The sequence below is a fragment of the Acinetobacter nematophilus genome (assembly GCF_026344175.1).
GTDB classification, from domain to species: Bacteria; Pseudomonadota; Gammaproteobacteria; order Pseudomonadales; family Moraxellaceae; genus Acinetobacter; species Acinetobacter nematophilus.
Map to the genome: position 1 here is coordinate 402,671 of NZ_JAPKMY010000003.1, position 18,868 is coordinate 421,538.

At 38.4% G+C, this 18,868-nt stretch carries 21 protein-coding genes; 10 read left to right on the forward strand and 11 right to left on the reverse strand.

Annotation, left to right across the window (positions count from 1 at the left end):
• Positions 1–109: 109 nt before the first annotated feature.
• From OSH00_RS09050 to OSH00_RS09090, 9 genes are all read left to right on the forward strand, one after another.
• The gene (locus tag OSH00_RS09050) at positions 110–760 is read left to right on the forward strand and encodes a phosphoribosylanthranilate isomerase (protein ID WP_266130132.1); all 651 of its coding nucleotides are present in this window, start codon (positions 110–112) and stop codon (positions 758–760) included.
• The gene (gene trpB, locus OSH00_RS09055) at positions 744–1,985 is read left to right on the forward strand and encodes a tryptophan synthase subunit beta (protein WP_266130133.1); all 1,242 of its coding nucleotides are present in this window, start codon (positions 744–746) and stop codon (positions 1,983–1,985) included. The genes OSH00_RS09050 and trpB overlap by 17 nt, the downstream gene beginning before the upstream one ends.
• A gap of 134 nt (positions 1,986–2,119) precedes the next feature.
• The gene (locus OSH00_RS09060) at positions 2,120–2,839 is read left to right on the forward strand and encodes a CPBP family intramembrane glutamic endopeptidase (RefSeq protein WP_266130134.1); all 720 of its coding nucleotides are present in this window, start codon (positions 2,120–2,122) and stop codon (positions 2,837–2,839) included.
• 17 nt (positions 2,840–2,856) lie between these two features.
• The gene (locus OSH00_RS09065; RefSeq protein WP_266130135.1) at positions 2,857–3,387 is read left to right on the forward strand and encodes a DUF1543 domain-containing protein; all 531 of its coding nucleotides are present in this window, start codon (positions 2,857–2,859) and stop codon (positions 3,385–3,387) included.
• 202 nt (positions 3,388–3,589) lie between these two features.
• Positions 3,590–3,784: a hypothetical protein gene (locus OSH00_RS09070; RefSeq protein ID WP_266130136.1), complete on the forward strand. Its 195-nt coding sequence runs from the start codon at positions 3,590–3,592 to the stop codon at positions 3,782–3,784.
• 336 nt (positions 3,785–4,120) lie between these two features.
• Entirely contained in the window at positions 4,121–5,764 is a 1,644-nt protein-coding gene (locus tag OSH00_RS09075; RefSeq protein WP_266130137.1) for a nitrite/sulfite reductase, read from the forward strand.
• Entirely contained in the window at positions 5,757–6,242 is a 486-nt protein-coding gene (locus OSH00_RS09080; RefSeq protein ID WP_196077102.1) for a DUF934 domain-containing protein, read from the forward strand. Before OSH00_RS09075 ends, OSH00_RS09080 begins: the two co-directional genes overlap by 8 nt.
• Before the next feature lie 223 nt (positions 6,243–6,465).
• Positions 6,466–7,332 carry a 4,5-DOPA-extradiol-dioxygenase gene (gene ygiD, locus OSH00_RS09085; protein ID WP_420909511.1) on the forward strand — a complete coding sequence of 289 codons (867 nt, stop codon included), beginning with the start codon at positions 6,466–6,468 and terminating at the stop codon, positions 7,330–7,332.
• A gap of 125 nt (positions 7,333–7,457) precedes the next feature.
• On the forward strand, positions 7,458–7,811 hold the full coding sequence (locus OSH00_RS09090) for a DMT family transporter (RefSeq protein ID WP_266130139.1): 354 nt from the start codon (positions 7,458–7,460) through the stop codon (positions 7,809–7,811).
• Between the two features lie 41 nt (positions 7,812–7,852).
• On the opposite strand, the gene OSH00_RS09095 is transcribed toward OSH00_RS09090, so the two are convergent.
• The 4 genes from OSH00_RS09095 to OSH00_RS09110 all read right to left on the reverse strand — a co-directional run bounded on the left by OSH00_RS09095 (position 7,853) and on the right by OSH00_RS09110 (position 11,165).
• Positions 7,853–8,473, reverse strand: coding sequence for a rhomboid family intramembrane serine protease (locus OSH00_RS09095; RefSeq protein WP_004824951.1), 621 nt, complete (start codon positions 8,471–8,473; stop codon positions 7,853–7,855).
• Positions 8,474–8,825: 352 nt separating this feature from the next.
• Positions 8,826–9,266, reverse strand: a complete 441-nt coding sequence (locus tag OSH00_RS09100; RefSeq protein WP_266130140.1) for a VOC family protein — start codon at positions 9,264–9,266, stop codon at positions 8,826–8,828.
• Between the two features lie 126 nt (positions 9,267–9,392).
• Positions 9,393–10,328 carry a mechanosensitive ion channel family protein gene (locus OSH00_RS09105; protein WP_004824949.1) on the reverse strand — a complete coding sequence of 312 codons (936 nt, stop codon included), beginning with the start codon at positions 10,326–10,328 and terminating at the stop codon, positions 9,393–9,395.
• Positions 10,329–10,343: 15 nt separating this feature from the next.
• The gene (locus OSH00_RS09110) at positions 10,344–11,165 is read right to left on the reverse strand and encodes a hypothetical protein (RefSeq protein ID WP_266130141.1); all 822 of its coding nucleotides are present in this window, start codon (positions 11,163–11,165) and stop codon (positions 10,344–10,346) included.
• Positions 11,166–11,276: 111 nt separating this feature from the next.
• Here OSH00_RS09110 and gspE point away from each other — a divergent pair, with 111 nt between their 5' ends.
• A complete protein-coding gene (gene gspE / locus OSH00_RS09115) occupies positions 11,277–12,764 on the forward strand; it encodes a type II secretion system ATPase GspE (RefSeq protein WP_266130142.1) in 1,488 nt (495 codons plus the stop codon).
• Between the two features lie 320 nt (positions 12,765–13,084).
• On the opposite strand, the gene OSH00_RS09120 is transcribed toward gspE, so the two are convergent.
• The 7 genes from OSH00_RS09120 to OSH00_RS09150 all read right to left on the reverse strand — a co-directional run bounded on the left by OSH00_RS09120 (position 13,085) and on the right by OSH00_RS09150 (position 18,713).
• The gene (locus tag OSH00_RS09120; RefSeq protein WP_266130143.1) at positions 13,085–14,032 is read right to left on the reverse strand and encodes a toll/interleukin-1 receptor domain-containing protein; all 948 of its coding nucleotides are present in this window, start codon (positions 14,030–14,032) and stop codon (positions 13,085–13,087) included.
• Between the two features lie 125 nt (positions 14,033–14,157).
• A complete protein-coding gene (locus tag OSH00_RS09125) occupies positions 14,158–14,583 on the reverse strand; it encodes an organic hydroperoxide resistance protein (RefSeq protein ID WP_266130144.1) in 426 nt (141 codons plus the stop codon).
• A gap of 87 nt (positions 14,584–14,670) precedes the next feature.
• Complete coding sequence (locus OSH00_RS09130; protein WP_266130145.1) at positions 14,671–15,108, reverse strand: MarR family winged helix-turn-helix transcriptional regulator; 438 nt, start codon at positions 15,106–15,108, stop codon at positions 14,671–14,673.
• Between the two features lie 80 nt (positions 15,109–15,188).
• Positions 15,189–16,013: a carbon-nitrogen hydrolase family protein gene (locus OSH00_RS09135; protein WP_266130146.1), complete on the reverse strand. Its 825-nt coding sequence runs from the start codon at positions 16,011–16,013 to the stop codon at positions 15,189–15,191.
• Between the two features lie 33 nt (positions 16,014–16,046).
• Positions 16,047–16,571 (reverse strand): anti-anti-sigma factor GigB, encoded by a 525-nt coding sequence (gene gigB / locus OSH00_RS09140; protein WP_196077091.1) that lies wholly within the window; start codon positions 16,569–16,571, stop codon positions 16,047–16,049.
• Positions 16,572–16,684: 113 nt separating this feature from the next.
• The gene (gene gigA / locus OSH00_RS09145; protein ID WP_266130147.1) at positions 16,685–17,653 is read right to left on the reverse strand and encodes an RsbU family protein phosphatase GigA; all 969 of its coding nucleotides are present in this window, start codon (positions 17,651–17,653) and stop codon (positions 16,685–16,687) included.
• 124 nt (positions 17,654–17,777) lie between these two features.
• Positions 17,778–18,713, reverse strand: a complete 936-nt coding sequence (locus OSH00_RS09150) for an MlaA family lipoprotein (protein ID WP_266130148.1) — start codon at positions 18,711–18,713, stop codon at positions 17,778–17,780.
• Between the last annotated feature and the right edge of the window lie 155 nt (positions 18,714–18,868).

Consider the following 18,868-nt stretch of genomic DNA (forward strand, 5'->3'; position numbering starts at 1 on the left):
ACAGATAATCCTATATAACTTTAACGCAAGTGAATAAATTTGCTTTACAATGATTTGTCCAAAATATTGAAAAAATCAGTTTGATCTGAACAAATTTGAGTTCAAAATTATGCGTACCCGTGCCAAAATTTGTGGAATTACACGACCACAGGATATTCATGCTGCTGTAAATGCAGGTGTGGATGCGATTGGTTTTGTGTTTTATAAACCCAGCCCTCGTTACGTGACAATTGAACTGGCGCAACAACTTGCACAACTCATTCCACCATATATCAATATTGTAGGCTTGTTTGTGAATGCCAGTGCAGATGAAATTGCTGAAGTCTTGGCGTCTGTCTCTTTAGATATTATTCAATTTCATGGGGATGAAACTGCACAGCAATGCCAACAGATTGCCCAATATAATAAGCGTCGTTGGTATAAAGCAATTCAGATCAAACCTGATGCAGAAAATTCCGAAATTATTGCGACAATTCGACCATACCAACAGGCAGGCGCGAGTGCTATGCTTCTAGATGCATGGCATCCTGACTTGAAAGGGGGAACAGGCCACAGTTTTGACTGGTCCCAATTCCCTAAACTTGATATTCCTTTGATTTTGGCAGGTGGTTTAAAGCCTGATAATGTTGAAAACGCCATACAAACGACTCAAGCCTATGCAGTCGATGTGAGCGGAGGCGTAGAATCCGCAAAAGGTATTAAAGACCAACAACTCGTAGAACGATTTATGCAAGGAGTCCAACGTGGATCAGCAAAGTAATCAACAAAATAGTGTGATTGACTATACCCAATTCCCGGATCAAAACGGGCATTTTGGTATCCATGGCGGACGTTTTGTGTCAGAAACTTTAATGGCAGCTTTAGAGGATTTAGAGAAGCTCTATTTCCGCATGAAGAATGATGCTCAGTTTTTGGCAGAATTCGACCGTGATCTCGCTTATTATGTAGGACGTCCTAGTCCTTTGTACTATGCTGAACGATGGTCGAAAGAGTTGGGTGGTGCGCAGATCTATCTTAAACGTGAAGACTTGAATCATACAGGCTCACACAAGGTCAACAATACAATCGGTCAGGCATTGTTGGCAAAGCTTTCAGGTAAAAAACGTATTATTGCTGAAACAGGTGCAGGGCAACATGGTGTTGCAACAGCGACAATCGCAGCACGTTTAGGTCTTGAATGTGTGGTCTTCATGGGTGCTGAAGATGTGAAACGTCAGGCGATGAATGTCTATCGCATGCGTTTGCTCGGGGCGACTGTTGTTCCCGTAGAAAGTGGTTCTAAAACATTGAAAGATGCCATGAACGAAGCAATGCGTGATTGGGTGACCAATGTAGACTCGACTTATTATGTGATTGGTACAGTTGCGGGTCCACATCCATATCCTCAATTGGTACGTGATTTCCAATCGATTATTGGTCGTGAAGCACGCCAACAAATTCAACAACAGGCAGGTCGTTTACCTGATGCCCTGGTGGCATGTGTGGGCGGTGGCTCAAATGCCATGGGCTTGTTCTACCCATTCTTAAATGATCCAGATGTGAAAATGTATGGCGTTGAAGCTGCTGGTCTTGGTGTGGAAACAGGTAAACATTCAGCACCACTCAATGCAGGACATGTCGGTGTTCTACATGGTAACAGAACTTATCTGATGTCTGATGAACAGGGTCAAATTATTGAAACTCACTCTATTTCAGCAGGCTTGGATTATCCTGGCGTAGGACCGGAACATAGTTTCTTGAAAGATATGCAGCGTGTCAATTATGTACCAATTAATGATACAGAAGCTTTGCAAGGCTTCCGTGATTTGACCCATATTGAAGGAATTATTCCTGCATTGGAAAGTTCGCATGCGATGGCTTATGTCACCAAACTGGCACCTACGATGTCAAAAGATCAAATTATTATTGCCACTGTATCTGGTCGTGGTGATAAAGATTTAATGACTGTGGCGCGTATTGATGGTGTGGAAATGGTGGAAATGTAATTCATCATTTTTATTTGGAAAGCCTCTTTTATAAGGGGCTTTTTTATATCTTGATGGTAAGCACTCTATACACAGTATTTGGAATTTACGCTATTTTGCGCAAAATTTACTAAAAATAAAAGATTAAGCTGATTATGCATTTTATACAAAAAGTTCGGGCTGAAAGTTTCCCTGAAAAAATTATCTGGGGATGGAAAGACACTTTTGCCGTTTTTATTCTTCCTTTGATCCTTTTAAATGGTTTTATTTTGGAAGAAATATTTGGAATCTCGATTGCTGTCAGTTTAGGAGATGCTATTTTTCGCGGACTGTTGTTTATTTTAGTGTGTTACTTATATAAAGATATGTTGCTTACACATTGGCAAAAGTTTCAACAGACCTTTTGGCGTTCAAGTATATGGGTTGTGGTGGGTGCAATATTATTACAAGTGGTCATCTCATTTACACGTCAATTTCTTCCTCTGGGTGAGAGACAAGAAGAGAGGCCGTCTATTGAACCTGAACAGATCGCTTTTCTGAGTTTGCTGATCATCAGCTTTGGACCTTTATTTACCGCACTTTTAGAAGATATCGTGTTCCGCTACACCTTATTACAAAAACTATTTATTCAGCCGTGGTTATGGCGTATGGTCTTGATCATGCTGAATTCGATTTTATTTGGTTTGATTCATTATCATAATTTTGATGGGAACTGGGTTGCAACGATCAGCTTCATGAGTGCGGGATTATTTTTAAACTTGATTTATTTATGGACAAGAAATATATGGCATGTATTACTCATTCATTTTCTCAATAATGCGGTATTATCTGTAGGTGGGATTTTATTATTAAAATTTATTCAAACATTCACTTAATTGTTCAGTAATTGCATATGTCTAGTTTATTTATCGTGATGTTGGGTGGTCGTCATGCACGTGCCAATACAGAAGTCCATGATGTGGTTTTGGCGGTTGGAGACACACTCGAAGAAATTTATCCCCAATTAAAAAATGCTTGGTTTGGTGAACAACAAGGTTTGCACATTGATGCTTGGCAAAAGCTACAAGTTATTGAGTTTGACAATAAGAAATACCATATTCGTTTTAGTGATGCTCAACCGAATCTATCAAATGCTAAACTGTGGTTAATTAACTTGGGTGGGTATGATGCGCATGAATTTGGCGAGTTGCATCGATATGTTCTTGTGGTCGCTCGGGATGGCATTGAAGCAAAAAACAAAGGTAAACAATATTTTGCCAGCCATTGGCAAAAGCAACACACAGATCGAGTTTTAGATATCGATGATTGTCTCGCGATTGATCATGTACATGGTCGCTATGTTGAACTCATTGAAGTAGATATGAAAACAGATTTGAGTCAATTCTGTGAAAATAAGTGGGAAAATACTTATTTGACGATTTAGTTGAATCAATCAGATTTGAGCAGTGAAAAGGGCGCAGTATTTCAACCTTAAAAGATTAAAAGTCACTTAATCAGAAACAAACGATTTAAATCATTGCATTGTTCTCTCATAAGCTCAATGTTTATACAACAGAATCTCCGCAATGTTGAGCATGTGACTGCATACAATGAGAGCTCAAACAAAACACTGTGGAGTGTAGGCAATGAGCGGATTATTAGATGAATTGGGTAAAATTGCAGGCGCTGTAATTGCAGAGCAAGGTGTTGATAAATTAGATCCTGATGCTGGATTTTTGGAAAAAGCGGCAAGTACATTTGCAGGTTATGAAGCTGCAAAAATTGCTGAAAATAAATTGGAAAATGATACTGAACAGCAAAACTCGGATGACCAGTCCTAAAGTTGCTGTTTAAGTCTTCATAGCGAATTGAATTCAAGAGATGATCACATGTCTAACGCGAGTATTTGAAGCATTTCATTGTTAATCTAACTTTAATCAGTTGAAAAAGAGCATAGAATATATGCTCTTTTTTATTATCTTAAATAAAGATAAGCAATGAAGAAAAACATCAATTGCATTATAAAGATTAAGATTTTAGGCGAAGTCTTGCCAATTCAATCATTGCGGGATGCTTATCAATAAAACCGCTATAAAATATGGAAAAAAAGCATTTCTTTGATAGATCAATACTCGTTATATTGTGCATCGTTATAATGAAACTACTAGCTGTACGCCATGTATTTATATACTGATTTTGATCAGCAACTGATCAACGAACGTGTTGCACAATTCCGTGATCAAACGGAACGTTATTTAGCTGGAAAACTCACTGAAGATGAGTATCGTCCATTACGCTTGCAAAATGGTTTATACGTGCAACGTTATGCGCCAATGTTACGTATTGCTGTCCCTTACGGTTTAATGAATTCTAAACAATTACGCAAAGTTGCTGAACTTGCCAAAGAATACGACCGTGGCTATGCGCATGTTTCAACACGTCAGAATATTCAGTTTAACTGGCCTGCACTGGAAAATGTGCCAGATATGCTTGAAGGTCTTGCTTCCGTTCAAATGCATGCCATCCAAACTTCGGGGAACTGTATCCGTAATACAACTACGGACCAATATGCAGGTGTTGTGGCTGGAGAAATAGCAGATCCACGTCCAACCTGTGAATTGATCCGTCAATGGTCGACATTCCATCCTGAATTTGCCTTCTTACCACGTAAATTCAAAATTGCAGTGTCTGCACTTGAAGAAGTTGATCGTGCTGCAACTTCATTTCATGATATCGGTGTGTATTTAACTCGAAATGAAGCAGGTGAGCTGGGTTATAAAATCAAAGTCGGTGGCGGTTTAGGACGTACACCGATTATTGGTTCTATGATTCGTGAATGGTTACCGCGTGAAGATTTAATTGCATATTTGGAAGCAGTTCTTCGGGTTTATAACTTACATGGTCGTCGTGATAATAAATACAAAGCACGTATTAAAATTTTGGTGAAAGCATTAACACCTGAAGTGTTTGCTGAGAAAGTTGAAGCTGAGTTTGCTGAAACGATTAAGACGTTAAAGATACAACCTGAAATCTTGGAAAAGTTAGACCAGGAATTTACACCGTTTGATTATCAAAATTATGCGGATGAAGACTTTAGCGCCTTATTTGCTGAACATCCAAAATTCAAGCATTGGTTTAATATCAATACCAATGCACATAAAGTGACAGGTTACCGTATTGTCACCATTTCGCTGAAACGTGCAGGTATTGCTCCTGGCGATATGACTGTTGAAGAGATGAATTTAATTGCAGATCTTGCAGACAAATATACGTTCGGTGAATTGCGTACTACCCACGAACAAAATATTTCTTTAGTAGACGTTCCGCAAAAAGATTTATTTGAATTATGGCAAGTTCTTGAAAAGAATAATTTGGCTCGCGCACACATTGGCTTTATTACCGATATTATTTGCTGCCCAGGTGGTGACTTCTGTTCTTTGGCAAATGCAAAATCAATTCCAATTTCTGAGGCGATTACACGTCGTTTCGATGACTTGGATGCGGTTTATAATCTAGGCCATATTGACTTGAATATTTCAGGCTGTATGAATGCTTGTGGTCACCATCATGTCGGTAATATCGGTATTTTAGGTGTAGATAAAAAAGGTGCAGAATTCTATCAAATTACTTTGGGTGGAAATGCTGATCATGATGCTTCAATTGGTGACATTTTAGGACCATCATTTGCCGCAGAAGCTGTTCCTGATATTATTGATGAAATTTTAAATACTTATCTTGATCTTCGTAATGAAGGTGAGGCGTTTATTGAAACTTATCGCCGTGTCGGCATTAAACCATTTAAGGAGCGTGCATATGCTTAATACCGCACTTCAAGTCCTCTCAAAAGATGGCTCTATTGCAGACAATACTTATCAACTTATTGGTGAGGATGGGGTATTGCCTCAAGGTGATGTGTTATTAACAGTTGAGCAGTTGGATCAGCTTAGCAATGTCACAGGTAAAAAAGCGCTATTGATCACAGTGGATGCTTCTCCTGAAACCCACCAGTTTCCACTTGATCAGTTAGATGCCATCTTTATTGATTTTGCTGGTTTTAATGATGGTCGTGGTTATTCCTTTGCTGCGTTATTACGTCGTCAAGGTTATCAAGGCGAGCTTCGTGCAACGGGTGATGTATTTAAAGACGTGTTGAATTATATGAAGCGTTCAGGTTTTGATACCTTTGTGATCAAAGAAGGTAAAGATATTCAGGAAGCTGCTGCTGGTCTAGGTGATTTTACCCACCCTTATCAAGCCTCTACAGCAGTACCGAAAGCACATTATCAAACCGGTGCTTGATTGTTTTAAGCATTGCTTTTGAATTACAAAGCCGAACATATGTTCGGCTTTTTTGTGGATGATTGGTCAAATTATTAAACATGAATGCTTTCATGAGGACTAAAACTATGCTCAAAGTTAAATCAGGAATTTAAATTGAGCGTTGCATTTTTGCAATGTTGTATGCTGTAAAGGTCGCTGTTTTACCGAGTTGAAAAATCACATAATGAAATAAAGATTTATTATGGTGAATGAAATGCTTAGTCAAACAACAGGTGATTTATCGTTACTCAAAGGTTGGAATGCAACTTTACCGAATACTGAAGTCATGCCTGTATTGTTTCTTGGGCATGGTTCTCCAATGAATGCCATTCAAACCAATGATTTTACGCGTTCGTGGAATCGTATCGGTGCTGAAATGGAGACACAACCGACAGCAATTTTATGTATTTCTGCGCATTGGCTCACGCAGGGTGTTACAGCAGTGACTGCCATGCAACAACCAAAAACGATTCATGATTTTGGAGGCTTTCCTCAAGCACTATTTGATATGCAATATCCTGCCTCAGGAAATAAAGCACTGGTCGAAGAAACAACTGCTGCAATTCATCGTGTTGAAGTTCATCATGATCATACGTGGGGCTTAGATCATGGAACATGGGCAGTGTTATGCCACGTATTTCCACAAGCCAATATTCCTGTCGTACAGTTGAGTATCGACTACAGTCAGGGCGCACAATATCATTATGATTTGGCAAAAGAATTGGCTCAATTGCGTCGAAAAGGTGTTTTGATTGTTGCCAGTGGTAATTTGGTCCATAACCTTAGAAAAGTGGTTTTTGACAAATTTGATGGTCACTTTGGTTATGATTGGGCTTTAGAAGCAGATGCAAAAATGAAGAATTTTTTGTTAAGTCATAATCATCAAGCATTAATTGATTGGCAAAAACAAGGGTCTGAGTTTTTATTGTCGATTCCAACCCCAGATCACTATTATCCAATGTTATATGCTTTAGGTTTGCAAGAAGAAAACGATCAGCTGAGTATTTTTAATGATCAGGCTGTAGCAGGTTCTTTGACCATGACATCATTTAGGTTGGATCAAGCTTAATTTTAAATGTGAGACTTAAAAAGGTGAATTTAAACATTCACCTTTTGATTTATTCAAAGATTCTACTGGCTGTTGAGATTGACTCAAGATAAAATTTGTCGATGATGATTTGAACTAAAACGACAATGTCTTTCTTACTTGCAAAAATTAATCCTGGGGTATTTTGGCTTTTAATCGCAATTGCGACGGATGTTTTATCCACATTTTATTCTGCTAAAGGCAATGGTTTGGTCAATAAATTTGATCAAGGCATTGCACTAGTTTTATATATCATTTCTTTTGCATGTGCTGCTTATGCGTTGAAATTTATGCAAGCTGGAATTCTATATGTTTTATGGTCTGGGCTTGGGGTGATCGCCACTGCTTTATTAGCCAAGACATTTTTAGGGCAAAATATTGATTTGGCAGGCTGGGTCGGGATTGCTTTTATTACTATTGGTCTCACAATTATTGCGCAATTTTCAAATATTGATGTCTGAAGCTTAACAATAGCTTAGACATCAATGACTGAATACAAAATTTAAAATAATGGTGAATTAATAAATTTATAAAAAAACGCTGTGCCCAAGGAAGGTTCTAAAAGTAATGGGAATAAGAAACCATAGATTGCACCCGTAATATGAGCACGATGGTCAATCAGTGGTGAATGCCCAGAACGAATCGCATACATGCTGTAGCACAAATATATGGTTCCAAAAATAATTGCGGGAACAGGTAAAATATAGATATAGATCATGCCCCACGGATTAAATAAGATCGAACTAAATAGTACTGCATTGACTGCACCTGAGGCGCCTAAACTTCGATAAGAGTTTAAATTCCGATGATGCAAATAGCTTGGAATAGCAGCAATAATGATGGCGCTACAATAAAATAAGACAAAGCCCATACCACTTAAATAACCACGGAAAAACCATTCAATATTTCGTCCGAAGAAATACAAGGTAAACATATTAAAGAATAAATGCATACCATCATTGTGAATAAAACCATGTGTTAAAAAGCGATCATATTGACCGTGCTTAATTGCTGAAATATTGAAAATCAAACGATTCATGACATGGCGTTGTTGCCAAGCAATGATAGAGATTGCAATCGTGATAAGAATAATCAGAAGTGTATGGGTAAGCCCTGTGATCATATTTGTTATAAATGATGTCGTTTTCTTGAGTGAACTATAGCCTATATCATGCCGAATCAATAGGCTATATTTTTAATAAGGTGATTAGGGGCTGTGGGCAATTCGTCTATGTTTGCGACTAGGTGTGTTTTTTAGGCGATTCTAGGCGCGAAATACGAAATTTAGTCATTCTAAATGTGTAGTTCGTAACGACGAAGCGGCAAAAAACACGCTAGTCCCGAAGGGTTGTGGTTAAAATTATCTCAGGCTACGTTATGAAACTTAAAAATAGTCTCGCTATTCTCTTCATTTCATGCCTTGCCTGTTCAATTTTAACTTACAACGCAAGCCATTTATGAAATGTCCACAGCCCCTAAACGTCAGTGAGTTGACAGTTTACCATCCAGCGAATGCCAAACTGATCTGTAAAAGCGCCATATAAAGCACCCCAAAAGGTTTTTTCCAATGCCATTTCAATCTGACCATTGGCAGAGAGTGCAGTAAATAATCGTTGAGCTTCATCTGCTTCATGGGCTTCTAAATTAATCGAAATATAATGATTGGTTCCTTTGCTGAATGGGGCACTATTTGGTGCGCAGAACTGTTCTGTTGTATCCGAGCCCATCAATACAGTAAAGTCATTAATGGGCAAAGAAACGTGCAAAATATAATTTTTCTCTTGTTCAGGGACTTGGACATCAGGCAATTCTGAATAGCGTTTTAAAAAAGAGAAATCTCCACCAAAAACCGACTTATAAAAGTTAAAAGCGGCTTCTGTTTGACCTTCAAAATTTAAATAATGATTGAGTTGCATTGTGCTTGTGTCCATTTTGTTGTTTTGAAGTGACTAATTTATCAGCTCATTGTTTAAAACTTGATGAAGGTTTTGTAATTGGACATATGAATCCTTGATATCAAGGATTCATATGTCCATTGAGCTTTAAAGCTGTTTATCTTGTTTTTGTTCTAACTTTAAATCTTGTTGATTGGCATAGCCATCAATGTCTGCATTTTGCAGTGGTTCATTTGGATTCGGACGATCTACAAAACCAATTTTAGGCACAGGAATCTCAATCTGATTTTCCACAAAGCGATTACGGATCAGCTCATGGATTTCATCTTTTACCTGTAGATAATTGGCTTGCATACACCAGAGTGCAAATAAAATTTCAATGGATGATTCACCAAATGCAGACACAGTTACACGGGGTTTTGGATCTGCCAAAACCAATGGATAATCGTTGGCGACCTCGATCAATACTTCACGGACTTTATTGATATTTTCATTGAAATTAATCGCGACCGTAATCGACAACCGTCGTATCGGGAATTTTGATAGATTATGGACTGGTGCCCGAATCAATTGCTCATTGGGTAAGCGTACATACACATTGTCCATGGTTAAAAGCTTCACTGACAAAAGGTCAATGGAAATCACTTCACCTTCGATGGTATGCCCACGAATCAGGGTAATTTGAATGGTATCACCAACTTCAAAAGAGCCTTCACCAATTAAAAATAATCCACTGATCAAGTTGGATGCAGAAGTTTGCGAAGCAAAACCCAGTGCTACGGTCAAAATCCCTGCTGCACCTAAAAATACACTGAGTTTAAATCCTGCTTCTTTTAAACTGGCGATCACAAACAGCAAGAAAATAAAATAAAAAATACCTCTGCGCCACACCAAACGTTGATGTGCATTAAAGCGTGCCCCAATAGTTCGAATAAAAGTATTGGAAATAACGCGCGCAAGTACAAAGCCAACAAAACAGAGAATCAGTGCAACTGCAATTTCACTTAAACGATCCAAATTTACATTGGTAAAAATGCCTTTTAAGCTGTCCGCGATATCTTTGGGAATATTGGATTGAGCCATCTTTTACCTTATCCCTTAGAAAAATGAATCAAACATGTTAAATAATGCACCACCTGGTGAACGTGGTGGATGAACATAGATCACTTCTCCAGCCAGTGGTGGAGTACGATTTTCAATTCTAACGCGAGCAGGGCGATCATTGCCTTCATAAATGACCTTAATTTGTGAGGTCCACAAACGCCCTGTACTTTCACTATAGAATAAAGGCAGTGCTGGAACAGGCACATTCATCCGGTCAAAGCGCAATTGATGACTGCTTACATTGTGAAAATCAATCGGGGTAACAGCACGGAAAGCACGAGGACGCAGTAAATTCAATTCTGTACGACCATCGACTGAGGTTGCATAGCACATTTCACCGGTACGATGATCTGGACCAAACCATGTATCCTTAGGCAAAATCACAGGAATATCAAATAGTGGTTCTTTTTGAGCTTGCACAAAACCTGAGATCCATAAGGGGGTACTGATATACAGCGTACCACGTTGTCCAGCGGGGATATAAATAGGATCGACAGGACGGATCACCACAGAACGGTCAGCCAATCGGGGCATTAACTGAAATGTTTTATGGGTTTCTCTAAACATGTAGCGTTCAACATGTACAGGTTCAGGAAAGCCAAAATTCACATCATGAATTTTATGCCATTGCTGTTCATAGTCATACTGAAAATGTGGGCGATAGTATTCTAAACGCCATTCTTGTAAACCACGTGTAATGCGCATCATCATTGAACCAAATTGCCATGCTTTGGATTGGTGCAATTCAAAAAATTGTTCTCCCCACCATTTTAAATCGGGGAGTTCTGGTTCAAGATGGTCTTTCTTTTTAGACAAAAATGTTCATCCTATTCATAAAATCATCATCAAATCTTTAACAAACAGACTTCACGCTGTCATGTGCATAGAGTACACTCAAAGCAATTTAAATGATTAATATAAGTTGTAATGCAAGTTCTTAAACAATTACAAATACCATATAGTTTTGCAAAACGGCATGGAGTGCTGTTGCGTTATGAAGGTGATCAAGTTTTTATTGTTCGTCGTCAGGATACCGCACAAATTGCGATTCAGGAAGCACGCCGTTATCTTGGTCGTGTCGCACAACATCAATTATGCAATGAAACTGAATTTAATCAAATGCTCAGTTCAAGCTATGCGGGTGAAACAGGTGAGTCGCAGCAAGTTGCAGCTGGTCTGGAAGATCATCCAGATTTATTAAGCCTTGCCGACCAAGTCCCTGAAACGGAAGATTTGATGGATCAGGAGGATGATGCACCTATCGTCCGACTGATCAATGCCTTATTGTCAGAAGCTATTCGTGTGGGTGCATCTGATATTCATATAGAAGCATTTGAAAAGAAACTATCTGTGCGTTTGCGTGTTGATGGGCAATTGCGTGAGATCGTACAACCACGTCGAGAACTTGCGCCGTTGTTGGTTTCACGTATCAAAGTGATGGCTAAACTGGACATTGCTGAAAAGCGTATTCCGCAAGATGGTCGTATTTCTCTACGTCTTGCTGGGCGTGAGGTGGATGTTCGTGTATCAACACTGCCATCATCTCATGGTGAGCGTGTGGTGATGCGTTTACTGGATAAGCAGGCTGGACGCTTGAACATGACACATTTGGGGTTAATGAAAAGCGATTATGAACGCCTAACTCAATTGGTTCACCGTCCACATGGCATCATTTTGGTTACGGGACCAACAGGTTCTGGTAAAACAACAACTTTATATGCTGCGCTTTCTGATTTAAATGATGGTTCAAAAAATATTCTAACCGCTGAAGATCCAATCGAATATCAACTTGAGGGTATTGGGCAAACCCAAGTCAACACCAAAGTGGATATGACTTTTGCCCGTGCACTCAAGGCAATGCTTCGCCAAGACCCAGATGTGGTGATGGTGGGGGAAATTCGTGACTTAGAAACCGCAGAAATTGCAGTACAAGCTTCTTTAACCGGTCATTTGGTTTTATCTACACTGCATACCAACACTGCAATCGGTGCGGTAACACGTTTGAAAGATATGGGAATTGAACCATTCTTGTTATCCAGTTCATTGATTGGTGTGATTGCACAACGTTTGGTTCGGACTTTATGTTCTCATTGCCATACATGGCGTGAAGCAGATGATTTTGAAAAAGAGGTATTTAAACCTGTGAGTTTAGAATCAGATCTAAAATTACCTGTGCCAAATGGTTGTGATTATTGTTCACATACGGGCTTTACAGGACGTACTGCAATTTATGAGATTGTTCCAATTGATGAGCAGATGCGCCGTTTGATTCATGGCAATGCAGCTGAGTACGAACTTGAAGAATATGCACGTAGAGACGCGGGTTCAATTCGTGATGATGGTTTACGTAAAGTATTGGCAGGTAAAACAACCATGGAAGAGGTTTTACGTGTGACCAATGAAGCGGCTGAGTAATTTGATTTATTAACTGATGTTACTCAGTAACCCTATTTTTGAGGGTTGGTAACACAAGATGTTGTGTTTCATGTAAATCACAATATAGAGTGTGGGTGCGTACATCAGTTCTTAATAATCTCTATATAAGTTCGCATGCTGAGAAGCGTTGGCAAAGTTTGTATGAAATTAGCCTTTTCTACAAACTTTGTTTTTTTATTTAGAATCAATAGACCTCTTGCATTAGTCAAAATTTGAGCAACTGTGATCTTTGATTTATAAGGTATTGCATAAAGCCAAATGACCCAAAACCTACTTTTGCAAGAGGTCTAATAGTATCTTTACTCATGCAAAAAATTGGGTGAACCATTTGTTTGGATAAAATACTCAAAAGTTACTTCATCACATTCATCCCCTCTACTATCATCTTTAATAGATAAAATTTTTATTGCAGCATAAAAGCCGTTTAAATTTTGTAAAATTACGATCTCATTTACTTTAGGGCACCGAGTTCTTGAAGATGTATCATATGATCTAGCATCTACAATATCTGTAATCTTATTTATTCCTTTTGCAATCGCAAGCGTCTTAATATTGGACGGATCATTGTATAAATATATGCTTTTATTACTTGCTTTACTGAAATTTATTTCAAAAGCTAACTCATCTTGACCAATAAAATAGCAACCATTATTATTTGAGTAATCAAATGTTATCTTTCCAAATACGGAAGGCGATACATATTTTTCATTTGTTGGTAAAAACTTTTGTTGAGAAAACTCTTTAATAACTTTGAATGGATTTTTGCCAATAGGTGGAATTGGTAAAACTGGTACATTCAAAATATCTCTAAGTAACTCTTCATATCTTATTTCATATAGTTTAGGATCTTCAAAGTTAATATATTTTCTTCCTCCTAAAAAAGTTGGTGTCTTTTTGTCTGATGAGTTATTGATAACAAGGGGAATTATCCAGTCTGTATTTTGATCAATGATCAGTTCTGCTGTCATTATTTGTTTTTCATAACCTGCGCCTCCTTTGCCATTATTAGCTTTTAGAAGATAGTTATCTGAGCAGATGCATATTATTCTTTGAGATTGCGATAGTCCTTGTTCCATAAAACAAGCTAGATCACTTCCGAGTTTTGTATTCCATGTATCTAGAATTACATCGACTCCATTTGAACGTAATCTAGTCGCTAATTGAATCACCCAATGCTTATGTTCTTCACTGTCATGAGAATATGAGATAAAAACTTTTGGGGGAATATCATCATTTAATTCTGTCATATTTTTTACTTAGTAGTGTCTTGCTATTTTATTAAAAATATAAAGGTTTTAATATGAAATTGGAATTAAATTTATTCACCTACCTAAAAATAAACTTATATTTCTAGGTAGGTTTTATCATAACATTAAACAATCACATTCAATGTCACATCAATATTGCCGCGCGTTGCATTTGAATATGGACAAACGATATGGGCTGCATCAACTAACTTTTGTGCTTCCGCTTGTTCAAGACCTTCTAAATGAATGTTTAACGTCACTTGAATACCAAAACCAGTAGGAATAGGACCAATACCTACATCACCTTCGATATATACATCTGGAGTAATTTTTAAATGATCACGATTAGCAACAAATTTCATTGCACCTAAGAAACAAGCTGAATAACCTGCTGCAAAAAGTTGTTCTGGATTGGTTCCACCACCAGCACCGCCCATTTCTTTTGGAACAGCGAGTTTAACATCTAAAATTCCATCTGATGATGTTGCACGACCATCACGACCACCTGTAGCTTTTGCATGTGCTGTATAAACCACTTTTTCTAAAGACATTGGATACTTCCTTTGGTTGTGTTCAAATATATCGTATACGATATAAATATTTAAACAAGTAGCTTTTGTGTAAAATTGAATAAAAAATTATTTTGAAATGTTGTTGCGTAAAGTTGACAGAAGTCCTTTAAGCTCAGTCAGGGTATCTAAATTACATTCGCTGGCCTGAGCGATTTGTAGTGGGATATCAACAGCTTTCAATTTTAACTGCTGTCCTTGAGTGGTTAGGCTAATAATTACTTGACGTTCATCGAGTGTAGATCGCTCCCGATTAAGCAGACCGTGGCTTTGTAATTTTTTAAGCAGAGGGGTGAGTGTAGATGATTCTAGAAATAGTTTTTCACCTATTTCAGATACAGTTAAACCATCCTTTTCCCAAAGCACAAGCATCACTAAGTACTGTGGATAGGTTAAGCCCAATGGTGCAAGTATTTTTCGGTAGAGTTGATTGAGTGCTAAGTTTGTAGAATAAACAAGAAAGCAAACTTGATGATCAAGATTTAAATGTGAATAGTCTTGTTGCATGCTTGTCTCAAAGGATATGACTCACACTGAGTATAACGCTGTTTTGTCATATTCATAAAATAAAGTCATTTGGGAAAATATTAAAGTGAAATCAATCGACGATGTTGGATAAGCGGCATTGAAGCACGTACAGCGTCTTGTTCAGCTAAATCAAAAGGTACGGTGAGCAGTTGAGCGCCTTCTTGATCTGTCATCGCTAAAACTTGACCACGACTGTTGGTGGCTCCAGCATGTCCCCATGTCTGACGTTTCTCACCATGCCAACCCTGTTGAGCTGCACCTAAAACTTGGCATTGACTGTCCATCGCACGTGCTTGCAGTAGTAACTGCCAATGCATTTCACCCGTGGTATAGGTAAACGCAGCAGGCGCTGTCAAAATATTTGCACCTTGTGATCTCAAAGTGAGTGTGAGCTCAGGAAAGCGCAGGTCATAGCACACCATCAACCCGATATTGCCAAAAGGTGTTTTTGCAACGACAACCTCATTGCCTGGCTCAAAGAATTTTGACTCTTGATAGCCACCTACCGCATCGCCCACTTGAACATCAAACAAGTGAATTTTGTCATAGCGCGCCTCAGTACGTTCAGGACTAATACATAAACTGACTGTACGTACACGACCATCTTCAATGACCGAACCATCAGGACGAAACGGGCATGGTAATGTCCCTGCGACAATCCATATTTGATATCGTAGTGCCAAATGTTCCAGACGTTTTTGAATTTCTTCAAAGCGCGCCGCTGTTTCTCGTTGCTTTCCTGCCGCGAAACAGACAAAGTTTTCTGGGAAAACAATCAAAGACGCACCATCGGCTTTACTGTGTTGTATCAATGACTCAATCACACTGAAGTTGGCTTCAATGTCATTTTGAGAATTCATTTGAACAACAGAAAGTAAAGTCATGTGCTATCCCTAATCATAACAATTTTGAAAAGATTAAGCGTTTTGCTGATTTGAAGATACACATTCCATTGTATCTTGTTGCTTTTCAAGTTGTTTCACTAATGGCTCGAACATATTTTGATTGTTTTCATTGAGCTTCATTAAGGTTTTGTGTGCATCGAGAACGGTACACAACATGGTGCTGTGATTCACATTGTCGTCAATCAAAGCTTTTGTACATACATGCGGATCACCACAATAGTTTAAGATGACAAAGACCTGCCCTAAGCCCATACTATTGGCTAGAGTAGTAATGTCTGGATTTGTAGATAGCATTACGGCTTGGATGTGGTGTACTTGTTTTAACTTTAAACCAAGTTTCGCAAGTATTCCAAGAACAGTACTATCAATAAATGTGGTTTGGGTTAAATCAACAATCGCGCCAATGACGTTTTCCTGTTGTTCAATCCTTGCCAAAAGTTTGTCTAAACTAATACAAGATTGGGCTCGCACTTCACCAATAAGTTTGAAAATATGCGTTCCATTCAAGCTTGCATATTCAACATGACCTGTTGACATATAAATGCCATTTGCAGAGAAGGATAGGAAAATTATCACATAGCGCAAGTCTATACTCAAGCGTTTGCATATCAGTTAATAGTCTAATGAGTTATATGTATTTGATTATAATGTTAATTCATTCTGCGAAGACTAAGGATAGCAATGTCATCTGCGACGTGATCTGGCGCACGGAATGATTGATTTTGCAAATGATAGACCAATTGAGCGAATTGTTCATTCAAACCACCAGAAAAAGGTTCAAGCGCACCATCAGAACAAATAATGAACCGTGCATGTTTATTTAAGGTAGATTCAAATTCTTCAACTTCTAAATCCTCAGTAAGTCCTAGAGGAAAGCTGCTGGTATTTAAGACACGAGGTGCTTGATTAGGCTCAAAAATGATGGGGGGAGGATAATGCCCTGCACTTGACCACTTTAATGTATGTGTCTCAATGTTGAGAATTCCTGCCAGCATGGTGATGTGTTTTTCAATATTTTCTTGGACAAGCATCCCATTCAGTTTCTTGATTAACTCTCTTGGAGTTTTTGAACGCCCGTGAAAAGCAGCCATCCATGAAGTCAGCAATGAACTGGTTACACCATGACCAGAAACATCAGCCAAATAGAACATGATTTCTTTATCACTGATTTTCCAGTAATCATACCAATCACCAGACAAGTAAGCGGAAGGTTGAAAAAGTGTTTCTACTTTATAGTTCTGTAGGTCTATTGGATTAGGAAGTAGCTTTTTCTGTAATTCTGCTGCTGAGGGGAGGTCACGACTGTCTTGGTTACGCTTGTATTGGGCATCTATTTTTAATAGAGAATCTTCAAGATTCGCGGGAAGCTTGGTCCAGATCCAACCAGCAAGCGCACCAAGTTCCCAAGCTTGAGAAAGCTCAGCACCCTCATTCTCTTGAGCAATGACAATTGTTGGCAGTGCCCATTGATATTCTAAAAAATCATGCACATCGGCTATGGCAATTCTAGTTGGATCATAACGATGAATCTCTTCAATGGTAATCATCTGCAAGCTAGGAAGCGTGTTTAATACGTGCTCTAAACTTGAAATCTGGCGACTGGGTTGAATGAAATACATAGAAGAAATGAATGATCCTTAATTAATATAGAAAGTGATATCCACTAGATTTACTATAGATGACACCACATTGCTAGTAAAACTGATGAGATTACTAGCAAATAAGTTTAACAAAATATTGTGATTATTTGTCTGCGCCTGTATCAGATGAATCATCAATATCATCGTCATCACCAACAAAAGAAACCGCTTCCGCTCCGCCACCTTTTTTCTCGGTGATTTGGAAGGCCACGCGTTGTAGATAGATATCACGGATTGCTGAATAACGATCACCTTGCAATACATTTTCAACATCTAATAGTTTTGAGCGGGTATTAATCCCACCTACTACACGATTTCCCCAAATTAAACCTGATTGATGATTATCATCCATCGGATAACTGAGCGGATTCGCATAGCTCTCGGCAACATAATCTACGGAGTGACGAAGTGTACTTGGGCCTAAGACAGGCAACATCAGATAAGGACCACTGGGTACACCATAATAGCCCAATGTCGTTCCTAAACTTTCTTCTTCTGTTGTTAACCCTAAACGAGTTGCTGGATCTGCTAAACCTAAAGAAGTGACAGTATTCAGGGTAAAACGACCTAGTGATTTTGCTGCACGCTTAAAACGCCCTTGTGCAAGTTGGTTTACAGCATTCCATGGTTCACTTAAGTTTTTACGAAATAGACTATAAGAAGAGCGCACATCTTCAGGAACTTTTTGCTTATATTGAACAGCCACTGGTCGAGCGACATTGCGGTCGATCATATCATTAAATGCATAAATTTCACGATTTAATGGTTGGAGTGGATCTTTTACAGCATCTGGTTGAGCAGCATTTGCATTTACTTTTAAATCATTTTTTGTAATGTTTTTGAGCTCTTTAAGTGCTTCAATTCTTGGGTGCTTAGACATTGCTGGATCAGAAGAATTCTCTTGAGACAACTTATCAACTGAAACAGAGTCAACAGCATTGTCAGAATTTTCTTGGGTAGATAATTCTTCTTGAGCAAATACATGGCTCGTCAGACCAATGCTGAGTAAACAAGCCCAAAGTACGTGATAAGGACGCATAGAATTCCTTGAAATATGCTTAAAGTAAAAATGGTCGATAATATTATTAAAGACACTTTCATATTCTAACAGTAGTTGTTGCATATGTATTAAAGCAAATTTGATTAAAAAATGTGAATGAATTTGATTAATGGATAATATTTGTACGAACAAAT

Coding starts and splice junctions, on each gene's coding strand:
- OSH00_RS09100 (WP_266130140.1), bottom strand. CDS start 9,266: ATGCAACTCAATCATTATTTAAATTTTGAAGGTCAAACAGAAGCCGCT.
- gigA (WP_266130147.1), bottom strand. CDS start 17,653: ATGTATTTCATTCAACCCAGTCGCCAGATTTCAAGTTTAGAGCACGTA.
- OSH00_RS09070 (WP_266130136.1), top strand. CDS start 3,590: ATGAGCGGATTATTAGATGAATTGGGTAAAATTGCAGGCGCTGTAATT.
- OSH00_RS09075 (WP_266130137.1), top strand. CDS start 4,121: ATGTATTTATATACTGATTTTGATCAGCAACTGATCAACGAACGTGTT.
- ygiD (WP_420909511.1), top strand. CDS start 6,466: ATGGTGAATGAAATGCTTAGTCAAACAACAGGTGATTTATCGTTACTC.
- gspE (WP_266130142.1), top strand. CDS start 11,277: ATGCAAGTTCTTAAACAATTACAAATACCATATAGTTTTGCAAAACGG.
- OSH00_RS09135 (WP_266130146.1), bottom strand. CDS start 16,013: ATGACTTTACTTTCTGTTGTTCAAATGAATTCTCAAAATGACATTGAA.
- OSH00_RS09130 (WP_266130145.1), bottom strand. CDS start 15,108: ATGCAACAAGACTATTCACATTTAAATCTTGATCATCAAGTTTGCTTT.
- OSH00_RS09060 (WP_266130134.1), top strand. CDS start 2,120: ATGCATTTTATACAAAAAGTTCGGGCTGAAAGTTTCCCTGAAAAAATT.
- OSH00_RS09080 (WP_196077102.1), top strand. CDS start 5,757: ATGCTTAATACCGCACTTCAAGTCCTCTCAAAAGATGGCTCTATTGCA.
- OSH00_RS09095 (WP_004824951.1), bottom strand. CDS start 8,473: ATGATCACAGGGCTTACCCATACACTTCTGATTATTCTTATCACGATT.
- OSH00_RS09105 (WP_004824949.1), bottom strand. CDS start 10,328: ATGGCTCAATCCAATATTCCCAAAGATATCGCGGACAGCTTAAAAGGC.
- OSH00_RS09150 (WP_266130148.1), bottom strand. CDS start 18,713: ATGCGTCCTTATCACGTACTTTGGGCTTGTTTACTCAGCATTGGTCTG.
- OSH00_RS09120 (WP_266130143.1), bottom strand. CDS start 14,032: ATGACAGAATTAAATGATGATATTCCCCCAAAAGTTTTTATCTCATAT.
- OSH00_RS09050 (WP_266130132.1), top strand. CDS start 110: ATGCGTACCCGTGCCAAAATTTGTGGAATTACACGACCACAGGATATT.
- OSH00_RS09065 (WP_266130135.1), top strand. CDS start 2,857: ATGTCTAGTTTATTTATCGTGATGTTGGGTGGTCGTCATGCACGTGCC.
- gigB (WP_196077091.1), bottom strand. CDS start 16,571: ATGTCAACAGGTCATGTTGAATATGCAAGCTTGAATGGAACGCATATT.
- OSH00_RS09125 (WP_266130144.1), bottom strand. CDS start 14,583: ATGTCTTTAGAAAAAGTGGTTTATACAGCACATGCAAAAGCTACAGGT.
- OSH00_RS09090 (WP_266130139.1), top strand. CDS start 7,458: ATGTCTTTCTTACTTGCAAAAATTAATCCTGGGGTATTTTGGCTTTTA.